Origin of the sequence: Erythrobacter sp. (genome assembly GCF_038133525.1) — a bacterium.
Taxonomy (GTDB): Bacteria; Pseudomonadota; Alphaproteobacteria; order Sphingomonadales; family Sphingomonadaceae; genus Qipengyuania.
The window spans coordinates 1-22616 of the sequence record NZ_JAYPTL010000009.1 but is presented as its reverse complement, the minus strand read 5'-3'; the positions used below and the strand labels follow the sequence as shown (position 1 = coordinate 22616).

The following is a 22616-nucleotide window of genomic DNA, read 5'->3' as shown; positions in this document are numbered from 1 at the left end:
CCATGGCCGCGATTGAGGCCCACAGCTGGCTGGGCACGCTCAAGGACGGTGGCGACACCAAGTTCCGCAATCCCGATATGCGCCGATATTGGGAAGCTCTGTGCGATGATCCCGCGCTTGCCACCATGCTTTTCGGTAGCCTGCTATGGCTCGGGGATACGCCGGCCGCATTCACCTTTGGCGTCGCCTCGGGTGATACACGCTATTACATCGCCAACAATTACGACGATCGCTTTACCAGCTTCGGGCCCGGACGTGTGCTGCTCTATGAGGATTTCGCGCATGCCGCGACGCTCGGCATCGGACGGGTGAGTTGGGGCCTTGGCGACGCTGGCTACAAGTCTGAAATGGGCGCGATTCCAGGTGCGGAACTGCTGGATATCCTGTTCGTGCGCGGGAGCATGCTCGCCATGTTTTTGCGCCCCATTTGGGAACGACGCGGATGAATCGATACCTGCCCGTCCTTGCCGCTGCCAGTGTGCTGGCCGCTCTGCTTATTGGTATCTCGGCCTATGAGCATTTGAAGTTCGGCTGGCACTTTGCCCGCGAGGAAGCGCCCGGTGCCAGCAGCTGGCATTACCTTCGGGCGGCGCTGATCGCACTCGCGAGCTTTGCACTGGTATGGAGCATCAACCGAAGCGGCCAAGTAGCAGCCCATTCAATGCCGCTTGGGCAACGTACGACACGACTGGCCTATCTCGCCGCATCGTTGGCCGTCGGGGCCGGTTTGTTGCTGCTCTACGACCCACATCTCTACCAAGCAGTCGGCGCCGAGGATTCGGCCATCGAGTGGTTGACCGCGCTCTCGCTCTTCCTCGCCAGCATCTTCAGCGCCTTGCGATTGCGGAGCCTGCTTCGCGATACGGCGGCGAATGCATGGCGGTGGCTGCACCTGCTGGGAGCATTCGGTTTTACCGCGCTGTTCTTCGTCATGGGCATGGAGGAAGTCAGCTGGTTCCAGCGCCAGATCGGCTTTGCCACCCCCGAAGCGGTCGCCGCGCATAATTGGCAGGGCGAATTCAACCTGCACAATTTCCAGACCGATATCACCGAGCTGGCGCTCTATTCGGCGACCGGCCTCTTCCTCATGCTCCTGCCGCTGGTGCGCGAGAGGCTGGCCGACTGGACGCCGGTGCGGCCTTTCATCCCGCTGCTGCCCGACCGCGCGGTGGCGGCAATCTCTGCACCCATGCTGATCTTCACCTATAGTCACTGGAACCTCGCCCCGGTCCAGGCAGCATTCTGGATCGGGCTGGCCGCCTGCATCGCCTTCGCCCGAAGTGCCACCAGGGGCGGGCAATCTGGCGAGGCGCGGCTGTGGTACCTGCTCGCCGCGCTGGTCGCCGTGGGCCAGCTGGTCCACCTGCTGTTCGGTCACACCATGGTGGCGATCTACGACAGCTCCGAATACCGCGAGCTGTTCTTCGGCATCGGCCTTGCCGCCTACGGCTTTCGCCAGTGGCGAGCATCTACTTGACGCAAGCGTAAAGCGCCCGCAAAGCCGCTCGCGTGAGCGAACAGAAAACCCCCGAGCAACTCGTCGCAGGCCTCGTCCGCCTGCTCACCCTCTCGCGCGAGGGCGAGGATGCCTTCACCGGCCGCAAGCAGCCCGGCGGCGTCGGCCGCGTCTTCGGCGGCCAGGTCATCGCCCAGGCGCTGCAGGCCGCACAGGCGACCGCGCCCGAGGGGCTCGAGGCGCATTCGCTCCACGCCTATTTCCTGCGCGGCGGGACCGAAGGCATCGACATCGGCTACACCACCGCGCGCGATTTCGACGGGCGCAGCTTCGCCAACCGCCGCGTGGTCGCCAGCCAGACCGAGGAAGACGGGACCACCCGCCCCATCCTCAACCTCACCGCCAGTTTCCAGCGGCCCGAGGAAGGCCTGTCGCACGACGACACCGAAATGCCCGATGTCACTCCGCCCGAGGAGCTGCAGAGCGACATGGACGTGCGCCGCGATATCGCCGAACGCGCGGGCGAGCGCATGGGCGAAGCACAGCGCGCGATCTTCCTGCGCCCCCGCCCGATCGACATGCGCACCGCGGGCCGGCTGCACTGGATGAACCGCGAGCCGAGCGAGCCCAAGGCGCATAGCTGGTTCCGCACCGTCGCCCCCCTGCCCGACGATCCGGCCCTGCACCGCGCGGTGATCGCCTATGCCAGCGATTTCACCCTGCTCGGCACCAGCGCGCTGCCGCACGGCCTCAGCTGGATGCGCGGCGAACTGGTGGGCGCAAGCCTGGACCACGCGATCTGGTTCCACCGCCCGGCGCGCGCCGACGAATGGCTGCTCTATGCCACCGACGCCCCGTGGAGCGGCAATGGCCGCTGCTTCAACCGCGGCCGAATCTTCACCCGCGCGGGCGAACTGGTCGCCAGCGTGGCGCAGGAGGGGATGATGCGGAATCGGGTGAAGAAGGACGCCTAGTCCTCAAGTAGCGAAGCGATAGGACGGACAGAAACGTCCTCAAGTAGCGAAGCGATAGGACAGACAGGAACGTCCTCAAGCAGCGCAGCGATAGGACAGTCAAGACTCCCCCGATTCGTTCATCTCCGACCCACCTGCCATAAACAACACGCGGGTTTGGTTGATGAAGTACATCCGGGGCGTGCCTTTGCGTGAACCAATCCATAGGGTCAGGCGACGAGTGTGGATTTCGACGGTTTGAAAGAGCCGATGTGAAGCTAGCACCGGACGGGGATGTAGGAAAACGCCGAACCGGCAGTCGAAACCAGAGATTCGCTTTGCAGCCAGCACCTTACCGGGCATGGAAGGATCATGCTCGAGGCGATGCATTTCAGCGGGACATGGCGCGACTATCAGCAACGCGTGCTCGATGAATTCGATCACCATCTGGCAGATGATCGTATCAACATCGTCGCTGCTCCCGGTTCGGGCAAGACCGTGCTCGGACTGGAACTGGTGCGGCGGCTCGGCCGCCCGGCGATAGTGCTCGCTCCATCACTGACGATCCGAGATCAGTGGGCCGCCCGCCTCGTCCCTCTCTTCATGGCCAGCCGACCAGCAGAGGGGTTGGTGTCCTTCTCGCTGGAGGCTCCTGCCACTCTGACATGTGCGACCTATCAGGCACTCCACGCCATACACGCCGAAGGTGGGAAAGGTCGGATCGAGTCCCTGCTTACTTGGGCAAGAGCAAATGCCCCCCTCACACTTGTGCTCGATGAAGCACACCACCTGCGACGGGAATGGTGGCGCGCGCTCGATATGCTGATTGGCGAACTTGGCGATGCAAAGATCGTCTCGCTCACTGCCACGCCGCCCTACGACGCACCGCTTGCCGAATGGCGGCGCTTCGAAAGCGCCTGCGGGCCGATCGACCTGGAGATCGGCATCCCTGAACTGGTTCGCAATGGAGACCTCTGCCCGCATCAGGACCATATCGTCCTGTCGCGACCGAGCGACGATTTGCTGGTCATGCTCGACGCACGCCGCAAGGCAATCTCCGACATCGTACAAGATGTCAGGGCCGACACCTTGCTGGCCGACGCCATCGAGAACCACCCATGGTTGCGCCTGCCGTTCGAGCACCTGACGCCAATCCTCGACAACCCAACGATCCTCTCCTCAATGCTCGTCCATCTCCACGCCATCGGGCGTGCATTGCCTGAGGATCCGTTACGCTTGCTTGGTGTCAGCGCGACGTCGGCGCCTATGCAGACCGAACGGTGGTTCGAGGCGTTGCTGAATGCCCTGATGTATGACCTGGGCGAAACATCTCCGCTCGAAGCCGATGCTCGCAAGGCCATGGCGAGCCGACTTCACCGAAACGGCCTGATCGAAGGCGATCGGGTCAGGCTGGGAGAAACAAAGCGGATCGTACGGATGATGGCTGGCGATCGTGCCAAGCTGGACAGCATTGCGGCAATTGCAGAAGCTGAAGCCGCACAATGTCGGGGCGACCTACGAATGCTGGTGTTGGCCGATCATGTGCGAGGCTCTGATTTGCCCACCGGTCCGGGCACCAAGTTTGAACCAGCCAAGATTGGCGTGGCCACGATCTTCGAAACCTTGCGCCGCAGGAATCTGTCCGGTCAGTCGATCGGAATTCTGACCGGGACGCTGGTTCTCCTTCCAAACGACGCCATCAATGCGCTGATCGATCTAGGCGCAGGCCATGGGATCCCCGAAAACGATCTGGGAACGCGCGCTCTTCCGCATTGCAATACCCATCGGATCGTGACTGCCAGCGGCGATGGCAAGAGAGCACTCGTGGGGTTGGTCACAGAGCTGTTCCAACGAGGGAACATCACCATCCTCGTGGGGACGCAGGCCTTGTTGGGAGAGGGGTGGGACGCCCCCGTCATCAACAGCTTGATCCTCGCCAGCAACTCGGCGAGCTATATGTTGTCCAACCAGATGCGCGGGCGGGCGATACGCATTGATCCGCATCGGCCTGAGAAGGTCTCCAACATCTGGCATCTCGCAACTGTCACTGACGCCACTGCGATCGGCCCCATGGGCAGACTTGTCGAAGATCTCGAATGGGGAGGGATTGCAGAAGGGTCTGGGCCCACCGCCGACGTCAAATTGCTGGAACGCCGGTTTGATGCCTATGCCGGAATTTCAAACGATGGATCAACGCGAATAGGGACTGGCCTAGCTCGCCTGGCGCTCGCAGATCACCAGACCTTGCAGGCGGCCAATACGGCAACATTCGCCCGCGCGGCAGACCGAGCCAGTATCGCGCGTGATTGGGCCACTTCGCTGGGCGATTCTCCATCGCGCGCGCACGTCCGTGAGGTCGCGGCCCCACGGCACACTCCACAACGGCTTGTTTGGCGAAACACTCTCGAAGCCTTGGCCCTCGGCGGAGTGACAGGTGGGGCCATGGCAGGATCCTATGGACTCATCAGCGCTCTGGGATCGCAGCCTCTTCTTGTCCTACTGGCCGGAGCAGCCACTACCGCGGCCGTCTTTGCAGCGCCCCGTGTCGCCAAAGCCCTACATCTCGCTGTCCGCAACGGCACGCTGGAGAACAGGCTGAGGCAGGTAGGTGAGGTCGTACTGATCAGCCTGCGCCATGCAGCCTTGCTTGATGCCCAAGAATATCAAGATTCACAGGTTGTGGTGACGGCCGAATTGGACGGTACCCGCACACTCTCGTTTGAAGGACTAAGCCGCAGCATCGACATTCTCGCGATGGATGCGGTCATCGAGTTGTTGGGGCCAGTCCAGAATCCACGCTATCTGCTTGTTCGGAAGGGTGGCCTTACGGGTGACGGAAGGGACTATCACGCCATCCCCACGCTGTTCTCGAAAAACAGGGAAGCAGCGGAGAATTTTGCACGCGAATGGTCAAATCGCGTGGGGCCCTGCAAGGCAGTGGCAACGCGCAGCGAGGAAGGCCGTCAGGTGCTGCTCTTGGCCCGAAGGGCTTCACTGGTGGCAGGTATGCAAAGAGCAGTTGAACGCCGTTCCGACTGGCGGTGACTTGTCCCACCCCCACCCCTGCAAGAAACCGCAAGCCAAAACGTGCGAACTTCGCTATGGGGCCGCTCGACGTGCGCTTGAGCCGTGTCCCCCGCACCGCCGCGCCGCGATGAAAACGAGTATTCATGTCTTTCGAAACCCTGCCGCCGCTGCTCGGCGATGCATTGGCCGCTCGCGGCTATGAAACCCTCACCCCGGTCCAGGCCGCGGTCACCGATCCCGAGGTCGCCGGACGCGACCTGATCGTTTCGGCGCAGACCGGCAGCGGCAAGACCGTCGCCTTCGGCCTCGCCCTTGCCGACGAACTGCTCGGCGAACTGGGCGGCTCGCCGCTGTGCGAACAGCCGCTGGCGCTGGTGATCGCCCCCACGCGCGAACTAGCGCTGCAAGTCAGCCGCGAACTCGGCTGGCTCTATGCCGGTGCGGGCCTGCGCATCGCCACCTGCGTCGGCGGGATGGATGCGAGCAAGGAACGCCGTGCGCTGCGCGGCGGACCGGCGATCGTGGTCGGCACGCCGGGGCGCCTGCGCGACCATATCGAACGCGGTGCGCTCGACCTCTCCGGCCTGATCGGCGTGGTGCTCGACGAAGCGGACGAGATGCTCGACATGGGCTTTCGCGAGGACCTCGAGGAAATCCTCGACGCCACCCCCGATGGCCGCCGCACGCTGCTGTTTTCCGCCACCATGCCGCCGGCAATCGTGCGCCTGGCCGAACGCTACCAGCGCGATGCGCTGCGCCTGGCACTGGCGGGCGAAACGCGCGGGCATGGCGATATCGCCTATCAATGCGTCACCGTCGGCCCGTCGGAGATCGAGAACGCGGTGGTCAACTTGCTGCGCTTCCACGAGGCCGAGACGGCGATCTGTTTCTGCGCCACGCGTGAGAGCGTGCGGCGGCTGCACACGACATTGCAGAACCGCGGCTTCGGCGTGGTCGCGCTGTCGGGCGAGCATTCGCAGAGCGAGCGCAACCAGGCGCTGCAGGCGCTGCGCGACCGGCGCGCGCGGGTTTGCGTGGCGACCGACGTCGCCGCACGCGGGATCGACCTGCCCAGCCTCAGCCTGGTGGTCCATGTCGAGATTCCGCGCGATGCGGAGACGCTGCAACACCGTTCGGGCCGCACCGGGCGCGCGGGCAAGAAGGGCACCGCGGCGATCGTGGTTCCCTATAACCGCCGCAAGCGTGTCGAAGGCATGCTGCGCGGCGCGCGGATCGAGGCCGAATGGCTCGACGCCCCCTCTGCCGATGCGATCCGCAAGCGTGACCGCCGTCGCCTGATCGAGACGATCACCGAACCGCGCGAGTTCGACGAGGACGATCGCGAGCTGGCCGCCGAACTGCTCAAGCGCATGCCGCCCGAGGATATCGCCGCGGCGCTGGTCCATGCGCACCGGGCCGAATTGCCGCAGCCCGAAGAGCTGCTCGCCAACACCCCCGAGGCGCGCGAACAGGCCAAGGCGGAACGCCATCGCCCCGGCTTCGAGGATGTGGTGTGGTTTAAGATCGGCGTCGGGCGCCGCCAGAGCGCCGAACCGCGCTGGATCCTGCCGCTGATCTGCCGCCGCGGGCATATCACCCGCAATGAAATCGGTGCGATCCGCGTGGGCCAGCATGAAAGCTGGTTCCAGATCCCGCGCCCGATCGCCGCCAAGTTCTCCGACGCGCTGGAGCGCACCGCCTCACCCGAGGACGAGCAGGACGCGATCGCCATCGTCGAGGCGCCCGAGGGTCCGCGCGTCGAGGCGCGCGAGAACCGCAAGCACGGCGGCCCGCGCATTCACCCGCGCCCGCTGGGCAAGCGGCCCGGCGGTGCGTTCAAGGGCAAGCCCGGCGGCGGCAAGCCTTTCGCCGGCAAGCCCAAGCCGGGCTTCAAGGGCAAGGGGCGCAAGCCGGCCAAGTAACCGGCTTTGGCCCCGCCCGCTCTTGTCAGTGGGCCAGCAGCAAGGGCAGCGGCGGTTCGGTGAGCATGCTGCGCGTCACGCCGCCGAGCAGCAGCTCGGCCAGGCGCGAATGGCCATAGGCGCCCATCACGATCAGCCCGCAGTCGCGCAGTTTCGCGGCGCGCACCAGCGTATGCGCCACGGTCCCGTCGCTGTGGTCGAGCTCGACGATCGTGCTCGAGATGCCATGACGGCTCAAATAGGCCGCACCGTCGGTGTCGGGCAGTTCCACGCGCCCGTCCTTGCTCGGCTCCTCGACGCTGGCGAGATAGACCGCGCCCGCCTCGCGCAGCAGCGGAACGGCGAAGCGCAGCGCATTGCCCGCCTCGCGCGAACCGTTCCAGGCGGCCAGCGCGGGAAGCGTGGCATCGAAACTCTTGAAGCCATGCGGCACGAACAGGATCGGCGTCTCGACCGCCAGGACCAGCTCGGCGACCACCGGTGAGGCGCCTCTGCCATCCTTGCCCCAGCCTAGCGGGCCCATCACCACGACGTCGGCGAGCGCCGCCTTGCGCTGCAGATTGGCGACCTCTCGGCCATAGGCGGTCTCCCAGTCCCACGGCACGTCTTCCTGCGCCAGCGCCGCCTCGACCTTGGCGCGGTGCTCGTCGGCAGCCTGTCGCAGCGAATCGAGCACCATGCCCGTGCCGACCCCGGCAAAATCTGCCGTAACCATCGTCTCCAGGCTTATGCCCTGGAAGCACGACAGGTGCCCGCCGAAATGGCGCGCCAGGTCGAGCGCATATTGAAAGCGGTCCTCGAATGCCGAGGTGTTTTCCACGTGGAGAAGGATCGAACGCACCGTAACCTCCTGGGTTCGAGAGAGACTCGATATACTGCAATCTAGGCCGATTGCCGCATAGCTCATTGATGTCGATCAATTTGCCCGATGCTTCGCTGGGGAGTGTGCAAGCCTCTGCGCGGTTGTTAAGCCATTGCAGGGGAGAGTTCGGTGATGATTGATTCCGCGACTTCGCAAGTGCCTGTAATGCGCCCGAAATGGTGGCTGCTGATCGTCGGATTGGTGCTGGTCCTGGCGGGCGGCATGCTCGCCGCCTCGATCCGCAGCGCCGGCGGCACCACCGTTACCGACATCCGCTTTGCCGGCGCCGACGGCAAGCAGATGAGCGCCCTGCTCTACGTCCCCGCCAATGCCACGCCGCAGACCCCCGCCCCCGGCATCCTCGCGGTCCACGGCTACATCAATTCGCGCGAGACGCAGGATGGCTTCGCGATCGAGTTCGCCCGCCGCGGCTATGTCGTCCTGGCACTCGACCAGACGGGGCACGGCTACAGCGAAGGCCCCGCCTTCTCCAACGGCTTCGGCGGGCCGGACGGTCTAGCCTATCTCCGTTCACTGCCGATGGTCGACGCCGACAATATCGGGCTGGAGGGGCACAGCATGGGTGGCTGGACCGTGCTCGCCGCCGCCGCGGCCATGCCCGATGCCTATAAGGCGATGGTCCTCGAAGGCTCGTCCACCGGGGCCCCTTTCGCGCAGGAGGGTTCGCCCGAGTGGCCGCGCAACCTTGGCCTGGTGTTCAGCCGCTATGACGAGTTCTCGCAGATCATGTGGGGCGTCGACCGCGCGGGCGACGTTGCCCACAGCGCCAAGCTGCAGGCGGTCTTTGGAACCGACGGACCGGTCAAGGCAGGGCGCGCCTACGGTGACATCGCGGCAGGCACGGCACGAAAACTTACCCAGCCCGCGACGACGCACCCAGGCGATCACTTCTCGCGCGCGGCGATCGGCGATGCGATCGACTGGTTCGCCGCAACGTTGGACGGGGGCAAACCCTTGCCCGCGAGCGACCAGACCTGGTTCTGGAAGGAAGCGGGTACCGGGATCGGACTGATCGGCTTCATCATGGTGATTCTGGGAAGCATCGATTTGCTGCTCCGCTTACCCTTCTTCGCGCCTCTTCGCGCCGCGCCCCACACCGGATATGAGAAGCGCGACAGGCGCTGGTGGCGCGACTTCGCGCTCGCCAGCGTCCTGCCGGCTCTGCTGTTCTTCCCGGTATTCGGGCTGATCTACCTGTTCGTCCCGCCGTCGCCGGCGCTGCCGCAGGTGGTAACGACGCAAGTAACCGCCTGGGCCCTGCTGGGGGCAGCGATCAGCGCGGCTGTCGGCTGGTTCACTCGCCGAGAGGTCGAGGATCGCAAGGCTGACTGGCTGCGCTCGCTGGCCCTCGCCCTGGCGACGGTAGCTATCGGCTATGCCCTCGTATGGCTGGTCGGACAGCTGTTCCTCACCGACCTGCGGCTGTGGGTCGTGGCGATCAAGCTCCCCAGCCCCGCGCAGTTGGGCATCTCGGCGATCTATGTTGTCCCGCTAACGCTGGCCTTCCTCGTCACGATGCGCTCGCTCGCGGGTCTGACGCTGGCGGGCGACAGCATGGCGAGGCGCTACGCCACCGCCATCCTCGCCCTCGCGGGCGGCATCACGCTGATGCTGGCGATCATCTACGGCGTGCTGCTGACCACCGGGACGCTGATCACCGCCTTCGATCCGCTGAGCACGGTCATCGCGCTGCAATTCGTCCCCGTGCTGACGGCGCTGGCGATCATCGGCACCTTCACCTGGCAGCGCACCGGCAGCTATCGCCCGGCGGGACTGATCGCCGGGCTGCTGGTCACGCTCTACGTCGTCGCCGGAACCGCCACGCAGGCGTAACCGCTCCCTAACCCGAATAGCCCGCCAGGGCTTCGGCCTGGATCACGCGCAGGCGGCCGTAGCGACGCTCGACCAGGCCGTCGGCAGCGAAGCGGGCGAGCACCTGCCCCGCGGTCACGCGCGACACGCCGACATAGTCCGCGAGCTGCTGCTGGGTAATCTCCAGCTCGGGCCCCTCGCGCTTGGCGACATCGGCCAGCACCCGCGCGATCCGCGCCTGCGCCGGCAGGTTGTGGTCCCCCTCCACCCGGTCCAGCGCGGTGCGCAGCTTGTTGGCCAGCGCGCTGAGCATCCATTTGGCGAAATGCGGCCCGTCGGCCAGCAACCGGTCGACCTGCGCCATGTCGATCCACACCAGCGATGCCTCGCCTTCGGTGATCGCGTGAACCTGCTGGGTCAGGCCGGCAAAGCAGGCCAGTTCGCCGATCAGGTCGCCCGGCCCCAGCACCGCGAAGAGCGTGCGTTCCCCCTCCGGCCCGAAGCGGCAGGCCATCACATGCCCGCTCTCGATCAGCCAGAAACCGGTTCCGGGATCGCCCCGGTGCAGCACCTGCGTGCCCGAAGCGAAACGCCGCCGATGCCCGATCGATACCAGCGCGGCGAAGATGTCCCCTTCGGCGCGGGTGGGCTGCATTTCGGCGAAATGATAAGTTCTTTGCATTCTTCGCTTCAATGCGCGCGTAGAAGGTGATTCGCAACAGATGGAGAGGACCGCCCGATGACCGAAGTGCTCGAGAAGACCGCAGCATTCCGCACCATGACCGAAGGAACCCAGGAAGACTGGGACATCATCATGACGCATATGAAGCCCTTCGCCGAAAGCGGCGGGGCGCGGATCCTCCAGCACCTCAAGTTGCTCGACGGCGATTTCGGTGGTTTCCCGGTCGATCGCCTGACCCATTGCCTGCAGACCGCCACCCGCGCCTATCGCGACGGCAAGCCCGAGGATTACGTGGTCATGGCGCTGCTGCACGACATTGGCGATACGCTGGGCGCCTACAACCATGCCGATATCGCCGCGGCGATCCTGCAGCCCTTCGTTTCCGAAGAGCTGCACTGGATCGTCAAGCATCACGCGATCTTCCAGGGCAACAACTTCTTCCACTTCGTCGGGCTCGATCCGGACATGCGCGACCGTTTCCGGGATTCGCCCTATTTCGAGGCGACGCGCGAGTTCATCGACAAATACGACTGTCCGGCCTTCGATCCGGACTACGACAGCGAACCGCTGGAATTCTTCGAGCCGATGGTGATGCGCCTGTTCGAACGGCCGCGCAGCAGCATCTACAAGTCGGCAATGGAACAGAACTGAGGAGAGCAGCATGGCCACCGTACTCGAAATGCAGTCCGTCACCGACGACAGCCACATCCGCGGCGCGGTGAGCGAAGAGGAATGGCAGGTCCGCGTCGACCTTGCCGCCGCCTATCGCCTCGTCGCCATGTATGGCTGGGACGATCTGATCTTCACCCACCTTTCGGCCCGCGTGCCGGGGCCCGAACATCATTTCCTGATCAACCCCTATGACATGATGTTCGACGAGATTACCGCATCCTCGCTGGTCAAGATCGATGTCGACGGCAACCCCGTCCTGCCGACCGCGCACCCGGTAAATCCGGCGGGTTTCACCATCCATTCGGCGCTGCACATGAATTGCGAAGATGCGCATGCGGTGATGCACCTGCACACACCACCGGGCCAGGCGGTCAGCGCCATGGCCGAAGGGCTGATGGACCACACCCAGACCGCGATGGTCGCCAAGGGCGATCTTGCCTATCACGAGTATGAGGGCATCGCGACCGACCTCGAGGAGCGCGAGCGCCTGGTCGAGGATATGGGCAATTGCCACTCGATGATCCTGCGCAACCACGGCACGCTGACCATCGGCAAGACCGTGGCCGAATGCTTCCTGCGGCTCTATTTCCTCGAACGCGCCTGCGATGCGCAGGTCCGCATGCTCGCCGCGGGCCGCGACGGGCTGCACAACCCGCCGCAAGGCACGCCCGAAAAGGTCAAGAACCAGACGCCCGAAGACGGCATGGCCCCGATCGCCAACAAGCTCGCCTGGCCGGCGCTGCTGCGCAAGCTCGACCGGATCGACCCAAGCTTCCGCAACTGATCGGGGCGAGGTCGCTCACTGACGCATGAAATCGCCGATCGCGGCGAGGGTTTCCGGCGCCTGCAGTACCCGGTTGTGGCCAAAGCCCTCGGTCTTGACGGTGATGGTACCCGGCCAAAGCACCTGCAGGCGATCGGCATCCGCGTGGCGGACGCGATCGTCGTCGCGGTCGTAGATGGCGAGCAGCGGCGTGCCCGGTTCGGGCTTGTAGGCGGCTCCGGCAACGAGGGCTGACCAGCTCGTGCGGAACTGGTCGGCCAGGATCGCCTTGACGTATCCCAGCGCCTCTTCGGTCGCGCCGCGCCCCTGCATCGTCTCGAGCGGGACATAAGGGAAGAACGGCGCGGCGATCACCACGTAGCGACTGGCGCGAACGCCATGGATGTCCCGCGCGCGCATCATCGCCAGGCCGCCCGCGGAATGGCCGATCATGGCGTGAATCTCGCCACCGAGATGCGCCGCGATTGCGCGCGTATCCTCGATGAAGGTGAAGAAGCCGATCTTCTCATTGCGCGAATTCCCGTGCCCCCCGGCATCGAAGAAGACCGCCCGAAATCCCTGCGCGGCGAGAGTTTCGGCGATCGCCGCCATCTGCACGCCGCGCCCCGAATAGCCGTGGACCAGCAGCACCGTCGGGCCTTCGCCCACCGCCCAGCCGATCCGGCTGGCGTCGTGACCGAAGCGAAAGTTTTCAAAGCGAGCGAGGCGCTCCGTGTCCTGTGGGCGTTCGGGCATGGGGATCGAGGTCCCCAGTCCGATGGCAAGCGCGCCGGCGAGTTCGAGCGCGGGTTCGGTCGATGCAAAGTCCAATTCGTCCTCCAGTGTGGGGCAAGTGAAGGACTCGGCGTTCCCGCGTTGATTTAGACCGGTCAATATAATAGCTGAGTGGCATCGTTATCAGGAGATTTCCATGGCGCCGCCCCAGAAGCATCGCGTGCCGATCATCGAGGCTGCGCTGCGGCTGTTCCGACAGAACGGCTATGCGGCGACTGGGGTGAACGACATCGTCGACCATAGCGGGGCGCCCAAGGGCTCGCTCTATTACCACTTCCCACAGGGCAAGCCGTCGATCGCCGTCGCCGCGATCGAAGAGGCCGGCCGGCGCGCCGCCGCGACGCTCTCCGAACTGGCCGATACGGCAGCCTCGCCCGGCGAACTGGTCAAGGCGCACGCGGCGCTGCTGGGGAAGTGGATGGCCAAATCGAACTTTCGCGACGGGTGCCCGATGACGACGGTGCTGCTCGAGCTGGCGCCGCAGGATCGCGCGATATCGGAAGCCGGCCGCAACGCCTATGCGGCGCGCAACGTAGTCCTCGCTGAAGCCCTCACCCGCTCTGGCTTCGCGCCATCGCGCGCCCACAGCCTGGCCCTGCTCGCCACCTCCGCCCTGCAAGGCGCCCTGGTGCAATCGCGGGTCGAACGCAGCGCAGCCCCCCTGCAACGCGCCGCCGAAGAAGTCGCACGCTACTTCGAGAGCGAAGCGGCGCACTAATGGGCCGCAATCCAGCCTGAAACAGGTGCGCCCCACCGCGGTTTCCCGCGCGTCAATTGGCTGAAATCGCTGATCGATTACGGCTTTTGCAGATCGAGCATTCATGCCATCTGCTGCCCAATTGCACAGCAAGCCGAGGGTCTATGGCCTCCATCAGTTTACGAAGTGCCTTGGCCCCAGCAATGGCGACGGTCCTCACCGGCTGCATGGCTACGACCCAGCAGCTCCCTGAAACGCAACCGGCCATGGCACTGGCGATCGACATGTCATCGCCCGGCCAGGCCGCGATCAGCTATGATCTGGCAAGCCCGGTCAAAGCGCTGCATTTTCCGCAGGAACTCGGCGGATATCGCCTGGAGCGATGGCAGCCGGTCGACCATGGTTTCCGGTGGATCGAGGAAGGGGAAGGAGAACGGCTCGAGAGAAGCGATGGGCGGAGGTTTAAGCAGGTCACTTTCACGCTCCCGGTGGATTATCGCTTCCTTCCGAAGAGCTACGCTCCCTTCTCGCCGTTCAGCGATGGCAGTACGCTGATCCATTCGGGCCAGTTCCACACCTGTTTCAGTGCGCCATGTGATCGAACCGAGCCGATCACCATCAGTGTCGAAGCGCCGGGGAAGATCATTGGTGTCGCGGGAAGGCGGACGCCCGATCACGACACATTTCAAAGTGACGAGGAAGGCACCAACATCTTCATCGGGACGCTCGCGCCAGTTGAGGCGGATGGCTTTATCGCCATTGTCGATCCCGGCCTGCCCACCAGCCTTCGCCAGCATCTTGACCGATCGCTACCCATGTCGATGATGTTCTTCGCGAAGATCTACGGCCCGCTTTCCTTCAAGCCGGAACTCTACGTCTCAATGGACGATACGCCAGAGACAACCGGTCGCATCTCGACGCAGGGTGGCACCCTGCCCAACCAGATATTCATCCATTTCGACGGCGAGAACGCCAAGCAGAGACTGACGTCGGGCACGCCCTATTGGCTGGACTGGTTCTTCGCCCATGAGGCAGCTCATCTCTTCCAGCAGGACCAGGTCGGTTCGCTACCGGGAGACGATGACGCAGGCTGGCTGCACGAAGGCGGTGCGGATGCGATGGCCGCCCTTGCAATGGCCGGTCGCGGGGAAGCAGAACAGGCATATGTCAGTGATCGGGAGGCCAAGGCTGAGGAAGCCTGTTCAAAGGGTCTGGCCCGGTACCCTTTGAACAAGGCGACCGCCGAGGGTAACTTCGACCTCCACTATCAATGCGGCCTGGTGATCTGGCTGGCGCTGGATCAGGAGCTGCGGGCTGTGGGGCATGGAGGGTTGAACGACCTGAATCGCGCCTTCTTTACTGCAGCCCGAACCGGCTCACCGTGGAACGAGGCAGTCTTCCTTGGCATCGCACGCGACCTGGGCGCGACAGACAGCACGATCTCGCGCGTGCAACGACTGAGCAGCGGCGGCCCCGACACCGTGGCCGACGACGTCGCGGAGCTTGGGTTGCTGGCCCAGCAGGCTTTGAAGAAATAGGGACCTTCTTCGGGGTATTCGGCAGGTTCACCCGCCAGCGTGGTAGAAATCGTAGATCTGCTGCGCGACGCCCTCGCTGATACCGGGCGCGCGTTGCAGGTCCTCCAGCGCCGCCGCGCGCACCTTCCCTGCCGTGCCGAAGTGCAGCAGGAGCGCGCGTTTCCGCGCGGGGCCGATGCCGGGGATCTCATCCAGCGGTGAGGCGGTGATCGCGCGGCTGCGCTTGGCGCGGTGCGCGCCGATGGCGAAGCGGTGCACCTCGTCGCGCAGGGTCTGAAGATAGAACAGCAGCGGTGAATTGACCGGCAGCGTCTTCTCGCGCCCGTCGGGGAAGTGGAACACCTCGCGCCCCTCGCGCCCGTGGTGCGGGCCCTTGGCGATGGCAATCAGCGGGACGTTCTCGATCCCGAGTTCTTCCAGCGTCTCGCGCACCGCGCTCATCTGGCCCTTGCCGCCATCGATCAGCACGAGGTCGGGCCAGATCGCTTCGTGGCCCTTGCCCCTCGGTGCGTCGTCGTCTTCGCCGGTTTCGGCGAGCTTGCGGAAGCGCCGCTCCATCACTTCGCGCATCATGCCGAAATCGTCATTGGTCTGCGCAGTCTTGATGTTGAACTTGCGGTACTGGCCCTTCTCGAAGCCTTCGGGGCTGGCGACAACCATCGCGCCCAGCGCCTTGTCGCCCTGGATATGGCTGTTGTCGTAGATCTCGATCCGCTGCGGTACCTCATCGAGTTCGAGGAACTCGGCAAGCTCGCGGTGGATGCGCGCCTTGGTCCCGGTTTCCGCCAGTCGGCGATCGAGAGCCTCGACGGCATTGCGCTGCGCCTGCTCCATCAGCTTGCGCCGCGTGCCGCGCTGCGGGATCGAGATCGCCACCGCATGCCCGGCCTTGGCCGCCAGCGCCTCGGCCACCAGTTCCTGCTCGGGCAATTCGCGGTCGGTCAGGATGGTGCGCGGCGGCGGCACCTCCTCGTAGAACTGCAGCAGGACGTTGGAGAGCACCTCCGCCATCTCGAGGTCGCCGGTGTTGCGCGGGTAGAAGGTGCGGTGGCCCCAGTTCTGCCCGCCGCGGATGAAGAAGGCCTGCACGCCAACCTGCCCACCCTTGGTCGCCAGCGCGAAGACATCGGCATCGCCCACGCCCTGCGCATTGATTGCCTGGCTGCCCTGGATGAAGGTCGCCGCGCGCAAGCGATCGCGCAGGATCGCGGCGGTCTCGAAATCGAGTTCTTCCGCGGCCCTGGCCATCTGCTTCTCGAGATCCTGCTGCACCGCGCTGGACTTGCCGCCGAGGAAGTCCTTCGCCTCGCGCACCAGCGAAGCATAGCCCACCTCGTCGATCCGCCCGACGCAGGGGGCCGAACACCGCTTGATCTGGTAGAGCAGGCAAGGCCGGTCGCGATTGTTGAAGAAGCTGTCGCTGCAGCTGCGCAGCAGGAACAGTTTCTGCAGCGCGTTCAGCGTTTTGTTGACCGATCCGGCGCTGGCGAAGGGGCCGTAGTAATTGCCCTTGGCCTTGCGCGCCCCGCGATGCTTCTGGATCCGCGGATAGGTGTGGTCGGCGCGCAGCAGGATGAAGGGGAAGCTCTTGTCATCGCGCAGATGCACGTTGAACGGCGGGCGGTAGCGCTTGACCAGCTGCGCTTCGAGCAGCAGCGCCTCCGCCTCGGAATTGGTGGTGACGATCTCCATCGCGCGCGTCTGGCTGATCATCCGCAGCGTGCGATTGGTCAGCCCGTTGACCTGCGTGTAATTGGCCACCCGCGCCTTGAGGCTGCGCGCCTTGCCGACATAGAGCACGTCGCCGCGCGTATCGAGCATGCGATAGACGCCCGGCTTGGGCTTGAGCGTCTTCACCGTTTCGCGGATCGCGGCGATCCCCGCTTCCAGGTCTGGCTGTGCGCTGGCGACCGTATAGGTGGCGCGTTCCTCGTTGAAACGCTCCTTGCCTCGGGGGTCGGGAGGAGAACCAGCTTTCGTGCGCGACATGGCGGTTGAGATAGGCGGCAGCGCGCCTTTTCTCAATCGCTTGCACCCGAGGGTGTTTGCGGGCACCCCTATCCCATGACGGGGGGAAAACTGGTGCCACCGCGCGCGGTGGGGTTCTGGGGAACATCGCTTTTCCAGATCAACGGGATGATCGGGTCGGGCATCTTTGCCCTGCCCGCCTTGCTGGTCGCTGCAGTTGGTAGCTTCGCGCCATGGATGTTGTTGATCGCCGGAGTGATCTTCCTGCCGTTGATACTCGTTTTCGGCTGGCTCGCCGCGCGATACGACGGATCCGGAGGCCCGGTGCTCTACGGCAAGGATGCGTTCGGCGACTTCGTGGGATTCCAGGCCGGTTGGGGGCGCTTCGCCTCGGGGATTGTAGCCCTGGCCGCGAATACGCACGTAATGATCGCCTATTTCGCCACGCTTTTTCCTGCGCTCGAGACACCCGCCATCGAAAAATTCACCATTGTCGGATTCTTCGCCATCCTGACGATGATCAGCGTGGCGGGAATGCGCGGCTCGGTCGTGGTGCTTGGAACGATGACGGTGCTCAAACTGGTCCCGCTCGCAATCATCGTGCTGGCCGCCGTGTTCGGCGGATTTGCCGGGCAACCGCTGATCCTGCCGCAATTCAGCCAGGCAGAATCGGTGATCCTGCTGCTGTTCTATGGCTTTACCGGATTCGAAACCGTGACCGTGCCTGCCGGGGAATATCGCGACCCCAAACGCGATATTCCCCGTGTGTTGCTGACCGTGCTGGCGGGGGTGACGGTAATCTACGCGCTGGTTATCTGGGCCTATCTCACCATCGCTCCCACCCTCGACGCGACCGAGAACCCCATGGCCGCAGCGGCGCAGGTTGCGCTGGGCGATTGGGGCACAATGCTCATCGTGATCGCAGCGGGTGCATCGATCGCCGCAAACAATTTCGGCAGCGTGGTGGTGGTCCCACGCATTCCCTTCGGCATGGCCCAGCAGGGAATGCTGCCGAGCTGGTTCGAGCGCGTCAGCCCCCGCTTCCTCACGCCCGCCAATGCAATCGCCTTCTATGGCATTGGCTCGGCTATCATGGCCGTGGCGGGCGGCTTCACCCTGCTGGCGACCGCGAGCACGCTGACCCGCATGCTCACCTATGTCATCACTGCAGCCGCATTGCCGATGCTCGAATGGCGCGAAGGAATACGCAATCCATGGCACCAACTGGTGGCCGCCCTCGCCCTGGCAACGTCGATCTGGATCGCGTCCCAGGCAGGCGTGATGGCGTGGATCGTGTTTGTCGGTCTGGTCGGACTCGGAACAATCCTCTACTTCGCCGCCGCGCGCAGCCGGCAGGAACCGGCCGCCGCCGAGGCCTGAGTGACGACTGACTACGATGCGATAATTCTTGGCGCGGGCGCCGCCGGGCTGATGTGCGCTGCGCGTGCCGGGCAGCGCGGGCGGCGCGTGCTGGTGCTCGAGAAGGCGGAAGCGCCGGGCAAGAAGATTCTCATCTCGGGTGGCGGGCGCTGCAACTTCACCAATATCGGCGCAGGTCCGACCAATTACCTCAGCGCCAATCCGCATTTCGCCAAGAGCGCGCTCGCGCGTTACACGCCGCGCGACTTCCTCGAGCTGGTCGAAAGCTACGGCATCGCCTGGCATGAGAAGACGCTGGGCCAGCTATTCTGCGATGGATCGGCCAAGCAGATCGTCGCGATGCTGCTGGAAGAATGCGCGAAAGGTGGGGTCGAGCTGCGCTGCGGCGAAGAGATCGCCGCGGTTACGCATGACGGGTCCTTCACCGTCACAACCCAGACCGGCAGTTACACCGCGCCGGCGCTGGTCATCGCAACCGGCGGGCCTTCGATCCCCAAGATGGGCGCAACCGGCTTCGCCTATGACCTCGCGCGGCAATTCGGGCTCAAGGTGGTGGAACCGCGCCCCGCGCTGGTGCCGCTGACGCTGGGCGGCGAGGAAGTGCTGTTTCGCGAGATTTCGGGCGTGTCCGCCCCGGTTGTCGCGACGGCCAACAAGACGAGCTTTGCCGAGGCTGCCCTGTTTACCCATCGCGGCCTGTCCGGACCGGCGATCCTGCAGGTCAGTTCCTATTGGCGGCCGGGTGATCCGGTGGCCGTGGATTTCCTGCCCGGACGGAGCCCGGATTGGCCTCTGGAAGCAAAGCGATCACAGCCGCGCGCCACCCTGCGCAGCCTGCTGCGCGACGCCCTGCCCGATCGTCTGGCCGACATCCTCGCCGAAAAGCTGGGGATTCCAGGCGAGCTGGGCAATGCGGCCGACAAGGCCCTGCGTGCCGCCGGGGAGCGCCTGGGCCGCTGGCAATTCCATCCCAACGGCACCGAAGGCTTTGCCAAGGCCGAGGTCACGGTGGGCGGCATTTCGACCGCTGAACTGTCGTCCAAGACCATGGAAGCAAAGCGAATTCCCGGCCTTTATGCGATCGGCGAGGCGGTCGACGTGACGGGGTGGCTGGGCGGCTATAACTTCCAGTGGGCCTGGGCCAGCGCGGTCGCCGCGGGCGAGGCGTTGTAGTGCCTCGCCGCTAGGGAAATGCTTGACCTAGGCGGCAAGTTGACCCGCCAAACCCCTGTGTTAGCTTCTGCAGCATTCGGACCTGAAAAATGCAGGCCGGGAGAGGACATATCCGCAGCGCTCAAATAGCGAAGCGGTAGCGCGAAAGGACTTCTATGCGCCAACTCCAGGGGATGGATGCGAGCTTCGTCGCGCTGGAAACGCGCAATTCGCCGATGCACATCGGCTCGATCCTCATCTACAACCCGGAGACTGCGCCAGGGGGCTTCGTCCGCTTCAAGGACATCCTCGCCTTTTTCGAAAGCCGCAAACAGCTGAGCCGCACCATTCGCCAGCGCATGGTGCGTGTGCCGTTCGATCTCGATTATCCCTATTGGATCGAGGACCCGGATTTCGACCTCGAATACCATGTCCGCCACATTGCCCTGCCCAAGCCGGGCGACTGGCGGCAATTATGCATCCAGGCGGCACGGATCTTCGCCCGCCCGCTCGACCTGACCCGCCCGCCATGGGAATTCACGGTGGTCGAAGGGCTGGAGAACATCCCCAACGTGCCCAAGGGCAGCTTTGCCATGGTGACCAAGGTCCACCATGCGGCGATCGACGGGATGAGCGGCATCGACCTGATGGAGGCGATGCACACGCTTTCGCCCGATGAGGCGCCACCGCCAGCGGCGGATTCATGGAAGCCCGAGAAGGTCCCCAATCCGGTGGAACTGCTCGGCAAGAGCTATTTCAACGCGCTCACCAACCCGCTCAAGCAGATCGAGGTTGCCGCCAAGGCTGCCCCTGGCCTGGCCAAGGCGCTGAAGGGACTGGTCGCCAAGGAATTCAATGTCTCGGGTGAGATGATCGCCCCCAAGACCCGCTTCAACCGGGCCATTTCCGGCCATCGCGTGGTCGAAGGGCGCAGCGTACCGCTGGCCGATATCAAGGCGATCCGCACCGCAGTGCCGGGGGCTAAGGTCAATGACGTCTTCCTGACGATCGTCGGCGGGGCGATGCGCAAATATTTGCTGGCCAAGGACGACCTGCCGAAGAAGACGCTGACCGCCATGGCGCCAATTTCTGTCCGCGCGAAGGACGAGAAGGGCGACATGGGCAACCAGGTGGCGGCGATGGTCGCCCCGCTGGGCACGCAGATCGAGGATCCGCTCGAGCGGCTGCAATTCGTCCATGACCGCACGACCAATTCCAAGGCGATGACCGACGCCATGGGCGCGCGCAACATGACCGAGATGAGCAAGGTCAGCCCGGCATTGTGGATGAGCCTGGGTGCACAGCTCTACACGCGGCTGGGCCTGGCCAATCGCGGCGTGGGTCCGGTCTTCACCACCGTGGTGACCAATGTCCCGGGCCCGCCAGTGCCGATCTATTCATCGGGTGCGCGCCTCGAGAGCATGATGGGCCTGCTGTGTCTGACCGACGGCATGGGCCTGGGCCATGTGGTGCAAAGCTATACCGACGAGGCGACGATTTCCTTCACCGCCTGCCGCGAGCTGCTGCCCGACCCTGAATTTTACGTGCAATGTATCGAGGACAGTTTCCACGAGCTGCGCGACGCGGCGAAAGCCGCCAATGCGGCGGCCCCAGCGGCCAAGGCCGAGGGGCCCGCGAAGGCCGCACCCAAGAAGGCATCGGTAACCAAGAAGCCCGCCGCCACGAAGCGGGCTACCACAAGCAGGAAAAAGACGCCCGCCAAGGGCACCAAGCGGGTCGCCAGCCGAACAACGGCTGCCCGTAAAGGGAAAGGAACACCAAAGGCGTGAACGCAACCACCACGATCGAGGCCGAGGCCCGCCCACCGCACACGCTGCTGATGCTGACCGAGCCACCGCGGGCGATGGGCGAACTCGCCAGCTTCTACGCCCTGCGGCCGCTGATGCGCCGCCTGCCCAAGGGTGACGGGCATGGCGTGCTGGTCCTGCCCGGCTTCATGGCGTCAGACTCCTCGACCGCCCCGCTACGTTCCTTGCTCAACAGCCTCGGCTATGATGCGGTCGGCTGGAACCTTGGCCGCAATGTCCGCGTCGACAATGCACGCATCGCGGCGATGATGGCCTGCGTCGACACGCTGCACGAACGCACCGGCGGCAAGATCAGCATCGTCGGCTGGAGCCTCGGCGGCGTTTTCGCGCGCGAACTGGCCAAGCTGGCGCCTGAAAAGGTGCGCATGGTGATCAGCCTGGGCAGTCCGATCAGCGACGATCGTGGCCACACCAATGCCCGCCGCCTGTTCGAATATCTCAATGGTCATGAGCCGGAACCGGTGCGCGAGGGTCAGTTTCGCGATCTGGGCAAGGCCCCGCCGGTCCCCACCACCTCTATCCTGACCAAGGCCGATGGCGTGGTCCATTGGCGCGGATCGGTCCAGGCGGGCGACCACGAGCATTGCGAGAATATCGAAGTCTATGCCAGTCATTGCGGCCTGGGGGTCAACCCGGCCGTCGCCTTTGCCGTGGCCGACCGGCTGGCACAGCCCGAAGGCAAGTGGCGCAAGTTCTCGCCGCGCGGGATCGCCAACCTCATTTTCCCGAGGTCGCGCCTGCACTGATCGCCAGCGCTAGAACTGCTTCCTGAGGTCGATGCCCAGATAGCGCCCGACCGGGTCGAGCCGGAGCGGATCGAAGGCGTCAGGGACATTGCCCTGCACATCGGTCACCCGGCGTCGCGCGTCGAAGACATTGTCGACCACGAAGGCGACGCGGAAGCCCTTGAGGAAGCCGTCCTTCTGCTTGAAGGCCTGCCCAAGGTCGGCGAAGAGCCGAATGTTGAAGGTCGCGAGATCGCCGTAGAACAGGTCGCTCGACCCCGGCAGGCCGCTGCCGCGGAGCACCGCCTTGCCCTGATAGCGTCCCGACAGGCGCACGCCGTAGCCGTTCCAGAACAGCCCGC

Annotated in this window: 18 protein-coding genes and 1 pseudogene; 14 read left to right on the top strand and 5 right to left on the bottom strand. The window is 64.7% G+C overall.

Going from position 1 to position 22616, the window contains the following annotated elements; genetic code table 11:
* The 5 genes from AAFM29_RS03710 to AAFM29_RS03690 form a co-directional block, all read left to right on the top strand.
* Nucleotides 1-446: GNAT family N-acetyltransferase (locus tag AAFM29_RS03710; protein WP_341711472.1), on the top strand; the 446-nt coding region annotated here is incomplete at its 5' end.
* Nucleotides 443-1477: a hypothetical protein gene (locus AAFM29_RS03705; RefSeq protein ID WP_341711471.1), complete on the top strand. Its 1035-nt coding sequence runs from the start codon at nt 443-445 to the stop codon at nt 1475-1477. The genes AAFM29_RS03710 and AAFM29_RS03705, both read left to right, overlap by 4 nt.
* 32 nt (nt 1478-1509) lie before the next feature.
* Nucleotides 1510-2430, top strand: coding sequence for an acyl-CoA thioesterase II (locus tag AAFM29_RS03700; RefSeq protein ID WP_341711470.1), 921 nt, complete (start codon nt 1510-1512; stop codon nt 2428-2430).
* Between the two features lie 351 nt (nt 2431-2781).
* A complete protein-coding gene (locus tag AAFM29_RS03695; protein WP_341711469.1) occupies nt 2782-5454 on the top strand; it encodes a DEAD/DEAH box helicase family protein in 2673 nt (890 codons plus the stop codon).
* Between the two features lie 125 nt (nt 5455-5579).
* Complete coding sequence (locus AAFM29_RS03690; protein ID WP_341711468.1) at nt 5580-7358, top strand: DEAD/DEAH box helicase; 1779 nt, start codon at nt 5580-5582, stop codon at nt 7356-7358.
* Nucleotides 7359-7383: 25 nt separating this feature from the next.
* Here AAFM29_RS03690 and AAFM29_RS03685 read toward each other — a convergent pair whose 3' ends face one another.
* Nucleotides 7384-8199, bottom strand: a complete 816-nt coding sequence (locus tag AAFM29_RS03685) for a universal stress protein (protein WP_341711467.1) — start codon at nt 8197-8199, stop codon at nt 7384-7386.
* A gap of 153 nt (nt 8200-8352) precedes the next feature.
* Here AAFM29_RS03685 and AAFM29_RS03680 point away from each other — a divergent pair, with 153 nt between their 5' ends.
* On the top strand, nt 8353-10074 hold the full coding sequence (locus AAFM29_RS03680) for an alpha/beta fold hydrolase (protein WP_341711466.1): 1722 nt from the start codon (nt 8353-8355) through the stop codon (nt 10072-10074).
* A gap of 7 nt (nt 10075-10081) precedes the next feature.
* Here AAFM29_RS03680 and AAFM29_RS03675 read toward each other — a convergent pair whose 3' ends face one another.
* Nucleotides 10082-10735, bottom strand: coding sequence for a Crp/Fnr family transcriptional regulator (locus tag AAFM29_RS03675; protein ID WP_341711465.1), 654 nt, complete (start codon nt 10733-10735; stop codon nt 10082-10084).
* A 57-nt stretch (nt 10736-10792) separates the two neighbouring features.
* Between AAFM29_RS03675 and AAFM29_RS03670 the strand changes: the two genes are divergently transcribed.
* Nucleotides 10793-11386, top strand: a complete 594-nt coding sequence (locus AAFM29_RS03670; RefSeq protein WP_341711464.1) for an HD domain-containing protein — start codon at nt 10793-10795, stop codon at nt 11384-11386.
* Nucleotides 11387-11396: 10 nt separating this feature from the next.
* Entirely contained in the window at nt 11397-12191 is a 795-nt protein-coding gene (locus AAFM29_RS03665) for a class II aldolase/adducin family protein (RefSeq protein WP_341711463.1), read from the top strand.
* Nucleotides 12192-12206: 15 nt separating this feature from the next.
* On the opposite strand, the gene AAFM29_RS03660 is transcribed toward AAFM29_RS03665, so the two are convergent.
* Nucleotides 12207-13001, bottom strand: coding sequence for an alpha/beta hydrolase (locus AAFM29_RS03660; RefSeq protein WP_341711462.1), 795 nt, complete (start codon nt 12999-13001; stop codon nt 12207-12209).
* Between the two features lie 100 nt (nt 13002-13101).
* On the opposite strand from AAFM29_RS03660, the gene AAFM29_RS03655 reads away from it, so the two are divergent.
* Nucleotides 13102-13683, top strand: coding sequence for a helix-turn-helix domain-containing protein (locus AAFM29_RS03655; protein WP_341711461.1), 582 nt, complete (start codon nt 13102-13104; stop codon nt 13681-13683).
* Between the two features lie 206 nt (nt 13684-13889).
* Nucleotides 13890-15200, top strand: a complete 1311-nt coding sequence (locus AAFM29_RS03650) for a hypothetical protein (protein ID WP_341711460.1) — start codon at nt 13890-13892, stop codon at nt 15198-15200.
* A gap of 27 nt (nt 15201-15227) precedes the next feature.
* Here AAFM29_RS03650 and uvrC read toward each other — a convergent pair whose 3' ends face one another.
* Nucleotides 15228-17189: an excinuclease ABC subunit UvrC gene (gene uvrC / locus AAFM29_RS03645; RefSeq protein WP_341711459.1), complete on the bottom strand. Its 1962-nt coding sequence runs from the start codon at nt 17187-17189 to the stop codon at nt 15228-15230.
* Between the two features lie 75 nt (nt 17190-17264).
* Here uvrC and AAFM29_RS03640 point away from each other — a divergent pair, with 75 nt between their 5' ends.
* From AAFM29_RS03640 to AAFM29_RS03625, 4 genes are all read left to right on the top strand, one after another.
* A complete protein-coding gene (locus AAFM29_RS03640) occupies nt 17265-18548 on the top strand; it encodes an APC family permease (protein ID WP_341711458.1) in 1284 nt (427 codons plus the stop codon).
* 51 nt (nt 18549-18599) lie between these two features.
* A complete protein-coding gene (locus tag AAFM29_RS03635; RefSeq protein WP_371830708.1) occupies nt 18600-19721 on the top strand; it encodes an NAD(P)/FAD-dependent oxidoreductase in 1122 nt (373 codons plus the stop codon).
* 155 nt (nt 19722-19876) lie between these two features.
* A complete protein-coding gene (locus AAFM29_RS03630; protein ID WP_341711456.1) occupies nt 19877-21490 on the top strand; it encodes a wax ester/triacylglycerol synthase family O-acyltransferase in 1614 nt (537 codons plus the stop codon).
* The gene (locus AAFM29_RS03625) at nt 21487-22275 is read left to right on the top strand and encodes an alpha/beta fold hydrolase (RefSeq protein WP_341711455.1); all 789 of its coding nucleotides are present in this window, start codon (nt 21487-21489) and stop codon (nt 22273-22275) included. The genes AAFM29_RS03630 and AAFM29_RS03625 overlap by 4 nt, the downstream gene beginning before the upstream one ends.
* A 9-nt stretch (nt 22276-22284) precedes the next feature.
* On the opposite strand, the pseudogene AAFM29_RS03620 reads toward AAFM29_RS03625, so the two are convergent.
* Nucleotides 22285-22616, bottom strand: a pseudogene (locus tag AAFM29_RS03620) (hypothetical protein); the annotation flags it as partial.

Bases quoted from the DNA above. Each gene is read 5' to 3' on its own strand.
- AAFM29_RS03675 (WP_341711465.1), bottom strand. From the start codon at position 10,735: ATGCAAAGAACTTATCATTTCGCCGAAATGCAGCCCACCCGCGCCGAA.
- AAFM29_RS03640 (WP_341711458.1), top strand. From the start codon at position 17,265: ATGACGGGGGGAAAACTGGTGCCACCGCGCGCGGTGGGGTTCTGGGGA.
- AAFM29_RS03650 (WP_341711460.1), top strand. From the start codon at position 13,890: ATGGCTACGACCCAGCAGCTCCCTGAAACGCAACCGGCCATGGCACTG.
- AAFM29_RS03670 (WP_341711464.1), top strand. From the start codon at position 10,793: ATGACCGAAGTGCTCGAGAAGACCGCAGCATTCCGCACCATGACCGAA.
- AAFM29_RS03705 (WP_341711471.1), top strand. From the start codon at position 443: ATGAATCGATACCTGCCCGTCCTTGCCGCTGCCAGTGTGCTGGCCGCT.
- AAFM29_RS03630 (WP_341711456.1), top strand. From the start codon at position 19,877: ATGCGCCAACTCCAGGGGATGGATGCGAGCTTCGTCGCGCTGGAAACG.
- AAFM29_RS03690 (WP_341711468.1), top strand. From the start codon at position 5,580: ATGTCTTTCGAAACCCTGCCGCCGCTGCTCGGCGATGCATTGGCCGCT.
- AAFM29_RS03695 (WP_341711469.1), top strand. From the start codon at position 2,782: ATGCTCGAGGCGATGCATTTCAGCGGGACATGGCGCGACTATCAGCAA.
- AAFM29_RS03635 (WP_371830708.1), top strand. From the start codon at position 18,600: ATGTGCGCTGCGCGTGCCGGGCAGCGCGGGCGGCGCGTGCTGGTGCTC.
- AAFM29_RS03665 (WP_341711463.1), top strand. From the start codon at position 11,397: ATGGCCACCGTACTCGAAATGCAGTCCGTCACCGACGACAGCCACATC.
- AAFM29_RS03655 (WP_341711461.1), top strand. From the start codon at position 13,102: ATGGCGCCGCCCCAGAAGCATCGCGTGCCGATCATCGAGGCTGCGCTG.
- uvrC (WP_341711459.1), bottom strand. From the start codon at position 17,189: ATGTCGCGCACGAAAGCTGGTTCTCCTCCCGACCCCCGAGGCAAGGAG.
- AAFM29_RS03680 (WP_341711466.1), top strand. From the start codon at position 8,353: ATGATTGATTCCGCGACTTCGCAAGTGCCTGTAATGCGCCCGAAATGG.